The 14,323-nt window shown below is 69.8% G+C and carries 11 protein-coding genes and 4 tRNA genes; 8 read left to right on the top strand and 7 right to left on the bottom strand.

The annotated features are described in order from the left end of the window. The first annotated feature begins 48 nt into the window (after nt 1–48). Nucleotides 49–1,995 carry a 1-deoxy-D-xylulose-5-phosphate synthase gene (gene dxs, locus ELQ40_RS10260; protein ID WP_127793597.1) on the top strand — a complete coding sequence of 649 codons (1,947 nt, stop codon included), beginning with the start codon at nt 49–51 and terminating at the stop codon, nt 1,993–1,995. Between the two features lie 82 nt (nt 1,996–2,077). Here dxs and ELQ40_RS10255 read toward each other — a convergent pair whose 3' ends face one another. The 4 genes from ELQ40_RS10255 to ELQ40_RS10240 form a co-directional block, all read right to left on the bottom strand. Beyond that, the gene (locus tag ELQ40_RS10255; RefSeq protein ID WP_127795249.1) at nt 2,078–4,219 is read right to left on the bottom strand and encodes a 3-hydroxyacyl-CoA dehydrogenase NAD-binding domain-containing protein; all 2,142 of its coding nucleotides are present in this window, start codon (nt 4,217–4,219) and stop codon (nt 2,078–2,080) included. A 5-nt stretch (nt 4,220–4,224) separates the two neighbouring features. Beyond that, nucleotides 4,225–5,430, bottom strand: a complete 1,206-nt coding sequence (locus ELQ40_RS10250) for a thiolase family protein (RefSeq protein WP_205649315.1) — start codon at nt 5,428–5,430, stop codon at nt 4,225–4,227. A 76-nt stretch (nt 5,431–5,506) separates the two neighbouring features. Beyond that, nucleotides 5,507–6,703 carry an HRDC domain-containing protein gene (locus ELQ40_RS10245; RefSeq protein WP_240665735.1) on the bottom strand — a complete coding sequence of 399 codons (1,197 nt, stop codon included), beginning with the start codon at nt 6,701–6,703 and terminating at the stop codon, nt 5,507–5,509. Continuing rightward, nucleotides 6,696–7,229, bottom strand: a complete 534-nt coding sequence (locus ELQ40_RS10240; RefSeq protein ID WP_127795247.1) for a DUF3000 domain-containing protein — start codon at nt 7,227–7,229, stop codon at nt 6,696–6,698. Before ELQ40_RS10240 ends, ELQ40_RS10245 begins: the two co-directional genes overlap by 8 nt. Before the next feature lie 164 nt (nt 7,230–7,393). Here ELQ40_RS10240 and ELQ40_RS10235 point away from each other — a divergent pair, with 164 nt between their 5' ends. Further along, entirely contained in the window at nt 7,394–8,587 is a 1,194-nt protein-coding gene (locus tag ELQ40_RS10235) for an alpha/beta hydrolase family protein (RefSeq protein ID WP_370296333.1), read from the top strand. Between the two features lie 19 nt (nt 8,588–8,606). On the opposite strand, the gene ELQ40_RS10230 is transcribed toward ELQ40_RS10235, so the two are convergent. Both ELQ40_RS10230 and ELQ40_RS10225 read right to left on the bottom strand, forming a co-directional pair. Continuing rightward, complete coding sequence (locus ELQ40_RS10230) at nt 8,607–9,041, bottom strand: SufE family protein (RefSeq protein WP_127793594.1); 435 nt, start codon at nt 9,039–9,041, stop codon at nt 8,607–8,609. A gap of 65 nt (nt 9,042–9,106) precedes the next feature. Further along, a complete protein-coding gene (locus tag ELQ40_RS10225) occupies nt 9,107–10,006 on the bottom strand; it encodes a sulfurtransferase (protein WP_127793593.1) in 900 nt (299 codons plus the stop codon). 144 nt (nt 10,007–10,150) lie between these two features. Between ELQ40_RS10225 and zapE the strand changes: the two genes are divergently transcribed. The 3 genes from zapE (at nt 10,151) to ELQ40_RS10210 (ending at nt 13,357) form a co-directional block, all read left to right on the top strand. Continuing rightward, nucleotides 10,151–11,206: a cell division protein ZapE gene (gene zapE, locus ELQ40_RS10220; RefSeq protein WP_127793592.1), complete on the top strand. Its 1,056-nt coding sequence runs from the start codon at nt 10,151–10,153 to the stop codon at nt 11,204–11,206. Between the two features lie 192 nt (nt 11,207–11,398). Then, nucleotides 11,399–12,661, top strand: a complete 1,263-nt coding sequence (locus ELQ40_RS10215; protein ID WP_127793591.1) for an ammonium transporter — start codon at nt 11,399–11,401, stop codon at nt 12,659–12,661. Nucleotides 12,662–12,787: 126 nt separating this feature from the next. Then, nucleotides 12,788–13,357, top strand: a complete 570-nt coding sequence (locus tag ELQ40_RS10210; RefSeq protein ID WP_240665732.1) for a type II toxin-antitoxin system PemK/MazF family toxin — start codon at nt 12,788–12,790, stop codon at nt 13,355–13,357. A 99-nt stretch (nt 13,358–13,456) separates the two neighbouring features. Here ELQ40_RS10210 and ELQ40_RS10205 read toward each other — a convergent pair. Beyond that, nucleotides 13,457–13,529, bottom strand: a tRNA-Val gene (locus ELQ40_RS10205). Between the two features lie 317 nt (nt 13,530–13,846). On the opposite strand from ELQ40_RS10205, the gene ELQ40_RS10200 reads away from it, so the two are divergent. From ELQ40_RS10200 to ELQ40_RS10190, 3 genes are all read left to right on the top strand, one after another. After that, a tRNA-Gly gene (locus ELQ40_RS10200) sits at nt 13,847–13,919 on the top strand. 114 nt (nt 13,920–14,033) lie between these two features. Then, a tRNA-Cys gene (locus ELQ40_RS10195) sits at nt 14,034–14,107 on the top strand. A 36-nt stretch (nt 14,108–14,143) separates the two neighbouring features. Further along, nucleotides 14,144–14,218 (top strand) — tRNA-Val (locus tag ELQ40_RS10190). The last annotated feature ends 105 nt before the right edge of the window (nt 14,219–14,323 follow it).

The raw sequence follows: 14,323 nt of genomic DNA, 5'->3' as shown, positions 1-14,323 counted from the left end.
CGGTCCGACGTGCGCGGCACCACCGGTGCGTCGGGAAAGGCGGTTCGGATGACCCTGCTCGAGCAGATCGGCGGCCCTCGCGACCTCGACGCGCTGACGCAGGAGCAACTGGGGGAGCTGGCCCAGGAGATCCGCAGGTACCTGGTCGAGAACGTCGCGAAGACGGGCGGCCACCTCGGGCCGAACCTCGGCGTCGTCGAGACGACGATCGCGATCCACCGCGTGTTCGAGTCGCCCAAGGATGCGATCGTGTTCGACACCGGGCACCAGTCGTACGTGCACAAGTTGCTCACGGGACGTCAGGACTTCTCCACGCTGCGCCAGCGAGGCGGCCTGGCCGGGTATCCGCAGCGTTCCGAGTCGGAGCACGACATCGTCGAGAGCTCCCACGCGTCGAGCTCGCTCTCGTGGGCGGACGGCATCTCGAAGGCGTTCGAGATGACCGGGCAGGAGGACCGACACGTCGTCGCGGTGGTCGGCGACGGTGCGCTCACCGGCGGCATGACGTGGGAGGCGCTGAACAACATCTCCGACGACAACACCCGCAACCTCGTGATCGTCGTCAACGACAACGGCCGCTCGTACGCGCCGACGATCGGGGGTATGGCCCGGTTCCTGAACTCGGTCCGCACGCAGCGCACCTACCGCACCCTGCACCTGTCGAGCCGACGCGCATTCGATCGCCTCGGCGGGCCGGCTCGCGCGTTCTATCGCGGCGTCCGCGGCGGCCTGCACGGCTTCCTCGCGCGGTTCACGAACAACGAGGCGCTGTACTCGAACCTCGACATCAAGTACGTGGGCCCGGTCGACGGGCATGACGAGCACGCGATGGAGGCCGCGCTCCGGCAGGCCAAGCACTACGGTGCTCCGGTGATCGTGCATGCGATCACCGAGAAGGGGCGCGGGTACCAGCCGGCGCTCAACGACGTCGCCGACCAGTTCCATGCGGTCGGCCAGATCGACCCGGAGACGGGCGAGTCGCTCGAGACGTCGTCCGTGCCGTCGTGGACGAGCGTCTTCGCCGACGAGCTGGTGCGCCTCGCGGAGCGCGACGACCGCATCGTCGGCATCACCGCGGCGATGCTGCGCCCGACGGGACTCCACCGGATGGCCGAGCGGTTCCCCAACCGCGTCTTCGACGTCGGCATCGCCGAGCAGCACGCCGTGACGTCGGCCGCGGGCCTCGCATTCGGCGGCCTGCACCCGGTCGTGGCGGTGTACGCGACGTTCATGAACCGCGCGTTCGACCAGGTGCTCATGGATGTCGCGCTGCACGGCGCGGGGGTCACGTTCGTGCTCGATCGTGCCGGCGTCACCGGGCCCGACGGGCCGAGTCACCACGGCGTGTGGGACCTCTCGATCCTGCAGGTCGTGCCCGGCATCCGGATCGCCGCGCCACGCGACTCCGTCCGGCTGGCCGAGGAGCTCGGCGAGGCGGTGAGGGTTCGGGATGCCCCGACCGTGCTGCGGTTCCCGAAGGGCTCCGTCGGCGTCGAGTACGCCGCGCAGCGACGGACCGGCGACGGGGTGGACGTGCTCGTCGAAGCCGACCGCAAGGACGTCCTGATCGTCGCCGTCGGGCCGATGGCGGGCATCGCGCTCGAGGTCGCCGAGCGGCTCGAGGCGCAGGGGATCGGCGCGACGGTCGTCGACCCGCGCTGGGTCGTCCCGGTTCCCCGGAGTGTCATCGAGCTCGCCGGGGACTACCGCATCGTGGTCAGCCTCGAGGACGGCATCCGAGTCGGCGGGGTCGGCACGCGGATCCGGCAGGACCTCCGCGAGGCGGGCGTCGACACGGCGGTCACCGAACTGGGCCTGCCCGACGAGTTCCTCGACCACGCCTCCCGGAGCCAGATCCTCGAGCGGGTGGGGCTCACGCCGCAGCAGATCGCGCGCGACGTCACCGCGATGGTGCTCGGTGCGAAGCTGCCGCACGCCCGCGGCGCGGGCATGGAGGCCGTGTCGAGCGACACCGGTTCGCAGCCGCGGGTCTGAGTTCCACGATCGCAGTCCTCCGCTGCACATGCGAACGGGGCCCCGGCATTCGCCAGGGCCCCGTTCGTCGTTCGGAGAGCGGTCAAGCTCCGACGCCGCGGATCGCGGGGTGGTGGAACGTGTCGCCGAACACGCGCTCGGACGCGCCGACCCGGTCCAGGTAGGGCGTCGCGCCGCCCGCCTGGAACGGCCAGCCGGCGCCCAGGATCAGGCAGAGGTCGATGTCCTCGGCCGCGGCGACGACCTGCTCGTCGAGCATGAGCTTGATCTCGCGGGCGAGTTCGTCCTCCACGCGCCGGAGGATGGTGGCCTCGTCGACGGCGGTCTTGCCGACCGTGATCGCCTTCTTCGCCTCCTTGGTCAGGTCGACGACCTTCCCGGCCTTGTCCTTCTCGACGACCTGGGCGAGCTTCGACAGCGTGTGCAGGTTCTCCGAGGCGTAGAAACGCTCGGGGAACTCACGCACCATCGTGTCCTGCACGTGGGCGGCGACCGCCCACCCGACGAGGTCGATGAGTTCGAACGGGCCCATCGGCAGACCGATCGGTGCGAGCGCCTTCTCGACCACCGGCACGGGCGTGCCCTCGTCGACCGCACGGGCCGCCTCGCCCATGACCTTGGCGAGCAGCCGGTTCACCACGAAGCCTGGGGCGTCCGCGGTCAGCACGGCCGACTTGCGCAGCTTCGCGGCGGTCGCGAACGCCGTCGCCAGCGTCTCGTCGTCGGTCTTCGGTGCCTTGACGATCTCGAGGAGCGGCATGACGGCCACGGGGTTGAAGAAGTGGAACCCGACGACTCGCTCCGGGTGCCGCAGGTTCGCGCCGATCTGCTCGACCGAGAGCGACGAGGTGTTGGTCGCGAGGATCGCCGTCTCCGACACGTACTGCTCGACGTCGGCGAAGACCTGCTGCTTGACGGCCAAGTCCTCGAATACGGCCTCGATGACCCAGTCGCAGTCGGCGAAGTCGGCCTTGTCGGTCGTGCCGGTCACGAGGGCGCGCAGGCGGTTGGCCTCGTCGCCGTCGATGCGACCCTTCTGCTCGAGCTTGCCGATCTCGTCGCGGATGTACGCGAGGCCCTTGTCGACGCGCGCCTGGTCGAGGTCGGTGATGACCACGGGCACCTGCAGCCGACGCACGAACAGCAGTGCGAACTGGCTGGCCATGAGGCCGGCTCCGATGATGCCGACCTTCGTCACCTTGCGGGCGAGCGACTTGTCGGGCGCACCGGCAGGGCGCTTCGCTCGCTTCTGCACGAGGTTGAACGCGTAGATGGATGCGACGAACTGGTCTCCCGCGACGAGGTCGGCGAGCGCCTCGTCCTCGCGTTCGAAGCCTTCGGCCTTGGTGCCGCTCTTCGCGGCCTTGAGGAGGTCGAGCGCGCGGTACGGCGACTTCGCGACGGTGCCGAGCTTCGCCTCGAGCGTCTTGCGCGCGATGCCGATCGCGATGTCCCACTTGGCGAGCTTCTCGAGCTTGCCGGGGGCGTTCGGGCGCTTGACCTGCACCGAGCCGCCCAGCACACCGTCGGCCCACTTCAGGGAGTCCTCGAGGAAGTTCACGGGGGCGAACATCGCGTCGGCCATGCCGAGCTCGTACGCCTCCGGCGCCTTCAACATCCGGTTGTTCTTCAGCGGGTTCTCGACGACGACCTTGAGCGCGTTCTCGATGCCGATGAGGTTCGGCAGGAGGTACGCGCCGCCCCAGCCGGGGATGATGCCGAGGAAGACCTCGGGCAGCGCGAGCGCGGGCGCCGAGGCATCCAACGTCCGGTAGTCGCAGTTCAGGGCGATCTCGACGCCGCCGCCGAGGGCGAGGCCGTTGATGAAGCAGAACGACGGCACGCCCAGTTCGCCGAGCTTGCCGAGCACGAAGTGCCCGAGCTGTCCCATCTGCAGCGCCATGTCGCGGCTCGGGATCTCGCCGACCTTCGACAGGTCGGCGCCCGCGGCGAGGAAGTAGGGCTTGCCGGTGATCGCGACGGCCTGGATCTCGCCGGCCGCGGCGCGAGCCTGCAGCTCGTCCAGCCGGTCGTTCAGCTCGAGCAGGGTCACCGGGCCGAGCGTCGACGGGCGGGTGTGGTCGCGGCCGTTGTCGAGCGTGATCAGTGCGAGCACCTTGCCCGAGGCGAGGCGGATGTCGCGGACGTACGAGTGCGTGACGACCTCGTCGTCGGCGAACGCCGCGGTGAGCCCGGAGAAGTCGATCTTCGAGTAGTCGGTCATGGAGCTCAACGGCCCTTTCCGTAGCGCTTGTGGTGGGGGTTCTCCCAGATGACGCTGCCACCCTGGCCGAGGCCGACGCACATCGCCGTCAGGCCGTAGCGCACCTCGGGGTGCTGCTCGAACTGGCGGGCGAGCTGCAGCATGAGGCGCACGCCGGATGCCGCGAGCGGGTGGCCGATGGCGATCGCGCCGCCCCACGGGTTGACGCGCTCGTCGTCGTCGGCGATGCCGAAGTGGTCGAGGAAGCTCAGGACCTGCACGGCGAACGCCTCGTTCAGCTCGAACAGGCCGATGTCGGAGATGTCCAGGCCCGCGCGCTTGAGCGCCTTCTCGGTCGAGGGGATCGGTCCGATGCCCATGACCTCGGGCTCGACGCCGGCGAAGCCGAAGCTCACCATGCGCATCTTCGCCGAGAGGTCGAGTTCCTTCACCGCATCGCCCGAGGCGAGGATCGCGGCGGTCGCGCCGTCGGTCAGCGGCGAGGCGTTGCCGGCGCTCACGCGCCCATGCGGCCGGAACGGGGTCTTGAGCGTCGCGAGCCCCTCCATCGTGGTCTCGGGGCGACGACCTTCGTCCTCGGTCGCGAGGCCCCAGCCCTCGTTCGTGCGGATGGCGACGGGCACCAGGTCGGGCTGGATGTGGCCGGCGTCGTAGGCGGCCTGCACCTTCTGCTGGCTCAGCATGCCGAACCGGTCGGACCGCTCCTTCGTGAGCTGCGGGAACCGGTCGTGCAGCCGCTCGGCGGTGTTGCCCATGTTGAGCGCGTCGGGTGCGACGAGCTTCTCGGCGATGAACCGCGGGTTGGGGTCGGCGTCCAGCCCCATCGGGTGCCGGCCCATGTGCTCGACCCCGCCCGCGATGACGACGTCGTACTGGCCGAAGCCGATGCCCGACCCCGCCGTCGTGACGGCGGTCATCGCGCCCGCGCACATGCGGTCGATCGCGTATCCGGGCACGGTCATCGGCAGTCCCGCGAGGATCGCCGAGGTGCGACCGAGCGTGAGGCCCTGGTCGCCCTGCTGGGTCGTCGCGGCGATCGCCACGTCGTCGACCCGGTCCTTCGGCAGGTTCGGGTTGCGCTCGATCAGCCCGGTGATCGCCTTGACGGCGAGATCGTCGGCCCGGGTGTTCCAGTACATGCCCTTTTCGCCGGCCCGCCCGAACGGGGTACGGACCCCGTCGACGAACACGACATCAGCTCGTTCAGCCACGCTGCAGCTCCCTTTCGATCAGGAATGCTTCGATCCTATGAAGCGCTCCCGAGGGCTCGGCATCGGTTGACGGATCCTACGAACCGGTCGGCGACGCGTCTTCCAGCGATTGTGCTGCCTCCACAAAAGCGTCGGCGATAATCTGTGCGGTCGCGTCAAGCTGCCATGGGCGCGCGCCCAGCGCCGCGAGCGCCTCGCGGATGCCATCGACCGACTGGTCGGCCGGCGGCCGCCAAGCGACCCGACGCAGGTGATCGGGGGTCAGCAGGTTCTCCACGGGCATGTCGAGGCGCTCCGCGATCGTCGCCACCGCTGCCTTCGCCGCGCGGAGACGGGCATCGGCGTCGGGATGCCTCGACGCCCACCCGCGCGGGGGCGGCGGTGCGTCGCTGGGCACGCGGATCGCGGGCAGGTCCGCCGTGGCGAGGCCCGTCTCGATCGCGTCCCACCAACGATCGATCTCGGTTCGGCTCGCCCGCCCGGTGAACGTGCGGAGGTCGGCGAGTTCCCGCTTCGAACGCGGGAGGGCTTTCGCCGCCGCGAGGATCGAGGCATCCGGTACGAGGCGGCCCGGGGCCACGTCGATCTCCGCGGCGTGGTCGTCGCGTGCCGTCCAGAGGGCGCGGGCGACGGCGAGGTTTCGGGCGTGGCGGATGCCGTGGATCCCCGACAGGCGTCGCCACGGCTCCGCGGCCGGCGGCTTGGCCTCCTTGTGCAGCACGGCCTCGAACTCCTGCTCGGCCAGCGCGGACTTGCCCGCATCGGCGAGCCGCTCGACCAGGCCGTCCCGGACGTCGACGAGGAGTTCCACGTCGAGGGCGGCATACGTCAGCCACGACTCGGGAAGCGGTCGCGTCGACCAGTCGGCGGCCGAGTGCTCCTTCGCGAGCTTGATGCCGAGCAGTTCCTCGACGACGGAGGCGAGCCCGACCCGGGGCATCCCGAGCAGCCGGGCTGCGAGCTCCGTATCGAAGATGTGCGACGGGTCGAGTCCGACCTCCCGGAGGCACGCGAGATCCTGGCTCGCCGCGTGGAGCACCCATTCCTCGGCGCCGACCGACGCCTGCAAGGAGGCGAAGTCGGTGATCTGCGGCGGATCGAACAGGAAGGTGCCCGCGCCGCGTCGGTACATCTGGATCAGGTAGGCGCGCTGCGAATAGCGGAACCCGCTGGCTCGCTCGGCATCGACCGCGACCGGCCCCTCGCCTGCGGCCAGCGCCTCGACGGCGCCGACGAAGGACGCGGGCTCATCGATCACCCGGAAATCAACCACGGTACCTCCGACGCGGCAGCGCGGTGACCCCCTCCGAACGTGGAGGGAGGCCGGCGAGCATGCACAACAATTCTCCCCAGCCTTCCACATGCGGGGCGATCTGCGCGTCGATCGGAGTCCAGGAGGCGCGGAGCTCGAGCTGGGCGCCGTCGCCCCGGTGCGCGAGTTCGCCGTACCCGGTCGAGAGGATCTTGGTCGCCGTTCCGCTCGCGGCGACGTAGTGGGCGCCGCGCGCGTCGAGCGCGTCCACGAGCCAGGACCAGGCCACGTCGGCGACGAACGGGTCCAGGCCGATGTCGGTCTCGAGCGGTGCCTGCGCGAAGCACACGACGCGGAACCGACCGCCCCAGGCCTCCGGCTCCGAGGGATCGTAGAGGAGGACGAACCGCCCCGTTCCCAGGTCCGAGTCGTCGGCGTGGCGCGTGGGCGCGACGTCTGCCGAGAGCGCCGCGGCGTATGGGGCCAACGAGCCGGGCGCCGGGAACGGTTCCATCCGGAGTTCCGCGCGCGGCACGGCATCGCGCATCGAGGCGAGTGCGGCCTCGAACTCGGCGGGGGTCGGCGTCGCTCGATCGGACACCCCTGCAGACTAGAGTCTGGACGATGACGGGCCGATGCGGCACGCCGCGCGCGCGGTCAACGTCAGGATCGTTTCGGGGAAGGGGCCGGATGTCGCAGGGGATGCGAAACGTGGGGAAGGCGGTCGGAGTCCTCGCCGGCTCGATCGCACTGCTGGGAGCGGTCGTCGGAGCTGCGGTCGCGGTCCTCACCGTCGTCTTCGCGCGACGCGTGGTCACGCCGTCGGGTGCGCGCGAGGAGGACATCCGCATCATCGCGGTGGACCGTCCCGCCGGACGCATCGTGATCGAGGGGCACGAGGCCGACATGCCCGGCCGATACGGGTTCTGGTTCGAGCACGACGCGGGCCACGCCCGGCTCGGGGACGTCGTCGAGGTGCGCGACCGGCGGGTCACCCGCAGCATCGAGCGCGTCGACTTCGGCCGCCTCGAGCGCGCGGCGCGCGGGCGGATCGAGGGCAGCCTCTTCATCGGCCCGTGGGAGCTCGGCGTCCCGTACGCGGACGTGATCGTCCCCACCGCGCTCGGAGCGGCACCGGCATGGGAGATCCCCGCGGACGAGGCATCCGATCGCTGGGTCGTCCAGGTGCACGGTCGCGGAGCCAAGCGCCAGGAGGCGCTCCGAGCGGTCGCGCCCGCACGGGCGGCCGGCTGGAACTCGCTGCTCATGTCGTACCGGAACGACGGCGAGGCGCCCGAGAGCATCGACCGCAGGTACGGCCTCGGCGGCACCGAATGGGAGGACGTGGTCGACGCGGTGCGCTACGCGAGGGAGCGCGGCGCCCGGGAGGTCGTGCTCATGGGGTGGTCGATGGGCGGTGCGATCTCACTGCAGGCCGTGCTGCGGTCGACCGAGGTGCGAGAGGTGCTGAGCGGGATGATCCTCGAGTCCCCGGCGATCGACTGGGCCGACATCCTCCGCTTCCAGGGCTCGATGATCGGCCTGCCCGACCAGATGAGCGAGCTGGTGACCCGGCTCCTCGCCGCACCCGTCGCCGTCGAGGTGACCGGGCTCGCCGCTCCCATCGACCTCGAGAGCCTCGACGCGGTGGCGCGGGCCCACGAGTTCGGCGTGCCGATGCTGCTCATGGCGAGCGAGGACGACGGGTTCGTGCCGATCACGGGCGCCCGACGCTTCGCGGAGGCACGCCCGGATCTGATCGAGTTCGAGGTCTTCCACGGTGCACGGCACACCAAGCTCTGGAATGCGGAGCCCGAACGTTGGGAAGGCCTCATCGAGGCCTGGCTGCTCCGCAGGTCGGTCGTCGGCACGCCGTCGGGGGAGGAGACCGAGATCGCGGGGTGAGGGGACCCGAGCCTGCGACTCAGCCCGCCAGGCGCTCGTGCACCTGCCGCTTGACCCGCCCGAGCATGCCCGTCATGCCGCGCACCCGGAGCGGAGAGACCGCCTCCGCCAGGCCGAGCGTTTGCGGGTAGTCGGCGGGAACCGCGAGCACCTCCTCGACGGTGAGGCCGTCGAGCCCCTGCACCAGGATCGACGCGAACCCGCGCGTCGTCGGCGCCTCCGCGGGCGCCGTCGCGTGCAGGTGCACCCGACCGTCGACGATCTCGACGAAGATGAACACCGGCGACTGGCACTCCTCGACGCGTTCGAACAGGTCGGGGTGGTCCTGGAACCGCTCGGGCAGTTCGGGAAGTTCGTTCGAGAAGTCGAGCAGCAGCTGCAGGCGGTCGCGCACGGCGAGTGCGAGGAAGTCCTCTTTCGTCTCGGCGAGGGCGGCGGGGATCGTGGCATCCATCAACGCGATTCTCCCACGCGGGAGGTCGGTCGTCGCCGGATGCGCCGGTCGGCCGGGAGCCTGCGTCAGCGTCCCGGGACCTCGCCGCGGTCGGCGCCCGAGACGATCGGCACGCGTACCGCGCTGCCCCATTCGGTCCACGACCCGTCGTAGTTGCGGACGTCGTCGAAGCCGAGCAGGTGCTTCAGCACGAACCACGTGTGGCTCGAGCGTTCGCCGATGCGGCAGTAGGCGATGACCGAGTCGCCGTCCTCCAGGCCGACCTCGTCGCGGTAGATGGCGTCGAGCTCCTCGCGGGTCTTGAACGTCCCGTCGGCCGCCGCCGCACGAGCCCAGGGGACGGATGCCGCGGTGGGGATGTGCCCGGCACGCAGCGCGCCCTCCTCGGGATACGCCGGTGCGGTCGTGCGCTCGCCGGAGTATTCCTCGGGGGAGCGGACGTCGATCAGCGGGTTGCCGAGGTGGGCGAGCACGTCCTCCTTGAACGCGCGGATCGCGATGTCGTCGCGCTCGACGACGGGATACTCGACCGGCGCGACCTCGGTCGGATCGGTCGTGATGGCGCGACCCTCCGCGATCCAGAGGTCGCGGCCGCCGTCGAGGAGGCGGACGTCGTCGTGGCCGTAGAGGGTGAAGACCCAGAGCGCGTAGGCGGCCCACCAGTTGTTCTTGTCGCCGTAGACGACGATCGTGCTGTCGCGCGAGATGCCCTTCGAGCCGAGCAGCTCGGCGAACCGTTCGGGTCCGACGTAGTCGCGTACCACCGGGTCGTTGAGGTCGGTGTGCCAGTCGATCTTGACGGCGCCGGGGATGTGGCCGACCTCGTAGAGGAGGACGTCCTCGTCGGATTCGACGACCGCCAGGCCCGGGTCGCCGAGGTGGTCCTCGAGCCATTGCGTCGTCACGAGGCGCTCCGGCCGCGCATAGGCGGTGAACTTCTCGGCGGGGTCGAACTCGACGGACATGGAACCTCCTGGGATCGCCGGGAGCACCAGCGTGTCGCGCGGTGCGGACTAGGCTGTAGACCTGTCGCCCCCGAATCTACGCGGGGCGCGGGGCGATCTCACGGCCCCCGTCATCCGGTGCAACACGAAAGCGTGCCTTCCTCCATGACCTCGGCTCCCGCCTCAGCGCCCATCCGCCTCGTCGACCGCGACCCGTCGATGTCGGGGGCGGAGATCGCGGCAGGACTGACCCCGCCGCCGCAGTTCGAGCACGCGTCGTTCGAGTCGTACCGGCCCGATACCGACTTCGAATCGCAGCAGGCCGCACTCGACCGGTTGAACCAGTTCGCCGGCGCGTGGCGCGCGGCGCAGCGGCCGGGCGGCTTCTTCTCGCGCAAGCGCCCGGCCCGCATCGAACTGCCGGGTGTCTACCTGGACGGCGGGTTCGGCGTCGGCAAGACCCACCTCCTCGCGGCGCTCTGGCACGTCGCCCACGGGCCGAAGTACTTCGGCACGTTCATGCAGTACACCGCGCTGGTCGGCGCGCTCGGGTACGCGCAGGCGCTCGAACTGCTCCGCGGGGCGAAACTCATCTGCATCGACGAGTTCGAGCTCGACGACCCGGGCGACACGATGCTGATGACCCGATTCCTGGGCGAGCTGATGCAGTCGGGCACCCGGGTGGCCGCGACGAGCAACACGCCGCCGAACGCGCTGGGGGAGGGGCGGTTCGCCGCGGCCGACTTCCTGCGGGAGATCCACGCCCTGTCGTCGAACTTCGAGACGCTGCGGATCGACGGCCTCGACTTCCGCCGCCGCGACACCGACGGCCACGCCGTCGCGCTGGAGTCCGACGACCGTGTGGACGCCGTCGCCGAGGCGCTGAGCCGCCGCGGCCACGCCGTCTCGCTCGACGACTTCGACGCACTCGTCGCGCACCTCGCAACCGTGCATCCGTCGAAGTACGTGAAGATCGTCGACGGACTCGAGACCATCGCGCTGCGCGGCGTGCACGAGTTGCACGACCAGAACGCGGCGCTCCGGCTGGTCGCGTTCATCGACCGTGTCTACGACGCGGAGGTGCCGATCATCGCGAGCGGCACGCGTCTCGACGGCGTGTTCGACGACGAGATGATGTCCGGCGGCTACCGCAAGAAGTACCTCCGTGCGATGAGCCGCATGACGGCGCTGACGTCGGGGGAGCTCCCGCCGCACGACTGACGGCGTCCTCACGGGCGTTCGGCAAGACATCCACGTCTGATTCCCTGCGGTTCACCCGCTCGCGGAAACGCGCTGTTTACATTCCGCCGCCGGACGTAACGACGGTGAAACATCCGCCGACGCCGTTCGAAATCTCGACTCATGAAACTGGGCGACGCAAGCCACCCCCTGAATTCATAAGAGAGGTTCGACATGGATCAAGGCAACACCGCGTTCATGCTGATCGCGGCAGCCCTCGTGTTGCTGATGACCCCTGGACTGGCGTTCTTCTACGGCGGTCTGGTCAAGGCGAAGAGCGTCATCAGCATGATGATGCTCAGCTTCGGCGCACTGGGTCTCATCGGCGTCCTGTGGGTCGTCTACGGCTACGCGATCGCCTTCCCGGGCGCTGAGGGCCTCATCGCCCCGTGGTCGATCGACTGGTCGGCCATCGGCCTGTCGAGCCTGCTCGAGACGCCCGAGGACGCCGCGTACCCGCCGCTGGCCTTCGTCGCGTTCCAGGCCACCTTCGCCATCCTCACCGTCGCGTTGGTCTCCGGCGCCATCGCCGACCGAGCGAAGTTCGGCGCGTGGATGGTCTTCGCCGCACTCTGGGCGACCATCGTGTACTTCCCGGTCGCGAGCTGGGTGTTCAACTTCGGCCTCGCGGACGACGGCTCGTTCGCGTACGGCGGCTGGATCACCTACGGCATGCAGGAGTGGTTCGGCGTCGGCGCGATCGACTTCGCCGGCGGCACCGCGGTGCACATCAACGCCGGTGCCGCAGCGCTCGCGCTCGCACTCGTGCTGGGCAAGCGCGTCGGCTTCTCGAAGGGCGCCCACGTCCCGCACAACCCGCCGTTCGTGCTCCTCGGCGCCGGCCTCCTGTGGTTCGGCTGGTTCGGCTTCAACGCGGGCTCCGAGCTCGCGGCCGACGGCACCGCCGCCCTCGCGTTCGTCAACACCATCGCCGCTCCCGCCGCAGCGCTGCTCGCGTGGCTGCTCGTCGAGAAGATCAAGGACGGCAAGCCGACCTCGGTCGGTGCCGCATCGGGTGCCGTCGCCGGTCTCGTCGCGATCACCCCCGCCTGCGCGTCGCTGACGCCCATCTGGGCCATCGTGCTCGGTCTCGTCGCCGGTGCGGTCTGCGCCCTCGCGATCGACCTGAAGTTCAAGTGGGGCTTCGACGACTCGCTCGACGTGGTGGGCATCCACCTCGTCGGCGGCCTCATCGGCACGCTCTACCTGGGCTTCTTCGCCAACGGCACCGGCCTCATCTACAGCGGCAACCTCACGCAGCTCATGGTCCAGGCCATCGCGGCGTTCGCGGTGCTCGCATACTCCTTCGTGCTCGCCTACGTCATCGGGTTCCTGATCCAGAAGACGATCGGCTTCCGCGTCAAGGACGAGGACGAGATCGCCGGCATCGACACCGTCGTGCACGGTGAAGAGGGCTACAAGCTCGAGACCGTCTGACGATCTCGAATCCACCGCGAGGGCGGTGGGGAGCGAACGGTGCGTGGAGCACCCGCCGCATCCCCACCGCCCTTCGGCGCGTCATCGGTCCGGATCGAGCGGAATCCGGTCCGATAGGGTGCGGATGTGTCGCGAAGCCACCGCCTCCTCAACGCACTGACGAGCCTCGTGCGGACCGTCGCCCGAGGCGGGACCTCGCGAGTACACAGCGGGCAGCAGCCGCCGACGACGGATGCCGCACCGAGCGGCCGCTCAGACGCTGCGCCGTCACCCGGACGGAGCGGGAGCGCTGCCACGACAGAACTCGACCCCCGGCGGATCGGCGCGGTTCGCTTCGCCTACCGCCCCGAGCGCGACGGCGAGCCGGACCCGGGCGAGATCGTCTGGACCTGGGTGCCGTTCGAGGAGCGCGACGGGCGAGGCAAGGACCGGCCGGTCGCAATCGTGGCCGCAGGCGCCGACGGCGAGTTCCTGGCCGTGCAGTTGACGAGCAAGGGGCGCGACGACGATCACGACCTCGTGCCGCTCGGCGCAGGCCCGTGGGACGCGCAGGGGCGCCCGAGCTGGGCCCGGATCGATCGGGTGTTCCGCGTCAGCACGGCGGGTATGCGGCGGGAGGGTGCGACCCTCGATGCGGCGCGATTCGAGGCGCTCACGCATGCGCTGGGGGCGCGGTACGGCTGGCGGAGCGCCTGATCGCCCGTGACGCACTCGACCGCGCGATGCGGGCCGTGGACCGGCCGGCGTGCCCGGTGAGAACGACGAAACCCCCGGCGAACCGGGGGTCTCTGTGTGTGGGCGATGCCGGGCTCGAACCGACGACCTCTTCCGTGTGAAGGAAGCGCGCTACCAGCTGCGCCAATCGCCCATCAGGATTTCGCGACCGAACCGGTCGGCCGCGGGTTCGATACTAGCCGACGATCGGGGGCGAATGCACATCGGCGCGCTGGCGCGGATCCGAGCAGTCCGGCGCGTCGAGGAACAGTGCGAACTCGTGGCGCGAATCGACTTCGGACGGCAGGGAGGCATCCCTCGCTGCCATGCGGATACGCGCCTCGACACGCCCGGGATGCGGGTCGCTTTTCCGCGGTGGACCGGCGGAAACACCCGGGGAGCTTCGCTCAGTTTGGTACTCGTTCACCCTTTCGGTTAGAGTCTTCTCTGTCGCCGGAACACGGTGACAACGCGGATGTGGCGCAGTTGGTAGCGCATCACCTTGCCAAGGTGAGGGTCGCGAGTTCGAGTCTCGTCATCCGCTCTGACCGAAGCCGAGCAGCAATGCTCGGCTTCGTTCTGAGGTGGCTACGCCCGAGATGGCAACATCGAGGAGAAACCCAGTACGGTGAAGCCAGTGCCGTTTCGAACGGCGCACGGTGGATTGGCCGAGAGGCGAGGCAGCGGCCTGCAAAGCCGTATACACGGGTTCGAATCCCGTATCCACCTCCACAAGCTGATCACCTGTTAGGGTTGGTCAGTTCACACGGGCGATTGGCGCAGCGGTAGCGCGCTTCCCTGACACGGAAGAGGTCACTGGTTCGATCCCAGTATCGCCCACCACGAGAAACCCCCGGTTCGCCGGGGGTTTTTGCATTTCCTCCGCGAATCAGGCTGTTCGCGCGCCGACTCCGTGCGACGGACGTGCAGCCGAGGTGATCCGATGTC

The organism is Agromyces sp. LHK192 (genome assembly GCF_004006235.1).
Classification (GTDB): Bacteria; Actinomycetota; Actinomycetes; order Actinomycetales; family Microbacteriaceae; genus Agromyces.
Note: the sequence above shows the minus strand (reverse complement) of the source record. Positions and strands in the feature narration are given on the sequence as shown.

Bases quoted from the DNA above. Each gene is read 5' to 3' on its own strand.
- dxs (WP_127793597.1), top strand. From the start codon at position 49: ATGACCCTGCTCGAGCAGATCGGCGGCCCTCGCGACCTCGACGCGCTG.
- ELQ40_RS10255 (WP_127795249.1), bottom strand. From the start codon at position 4,219: ATGACCGACTACTCGAAGATCGACTTCTCCGGGCTCACCGCGGCGTTC.
- ELQ40_RS10240 (WP_127795247.1), bottom strand. From the start codon at position 7,229: ATGCGCGATGCCGTGCCGCGCGCGGAACTCCGGATGGAACCGTTCCCG.
- ELQ40_RS10230 (WP_127793594.1), bottom strand. From the start codon at position 9,041: ATGGATGCCACGATCCCCGCCGCCCTCGCCGAGACGAAAGAGGACTTC.
- ELQ40_RS10225 (WP_127793593.1), bottom strand. From the start codon at position 10,006: ATGTCCGTCGAGTTCGACCCCGCCGAGAAGTTCACCGCCTATGCGCGG.
- zapE (WP_127793592.1), top strand. From the start codon at position 10,151: ATGACCTCGGCTCCCGCCTCAGCGCCCATCCGCCTCGTCGACCGCGAC.
- ELQ40_RS10215 (WP_127793591.1), top strand. From the start codon at position 11,399: ATGGATCAAGGCAACACCGCGTTCATGCTGATCGCGGCAGCCCTCGTG.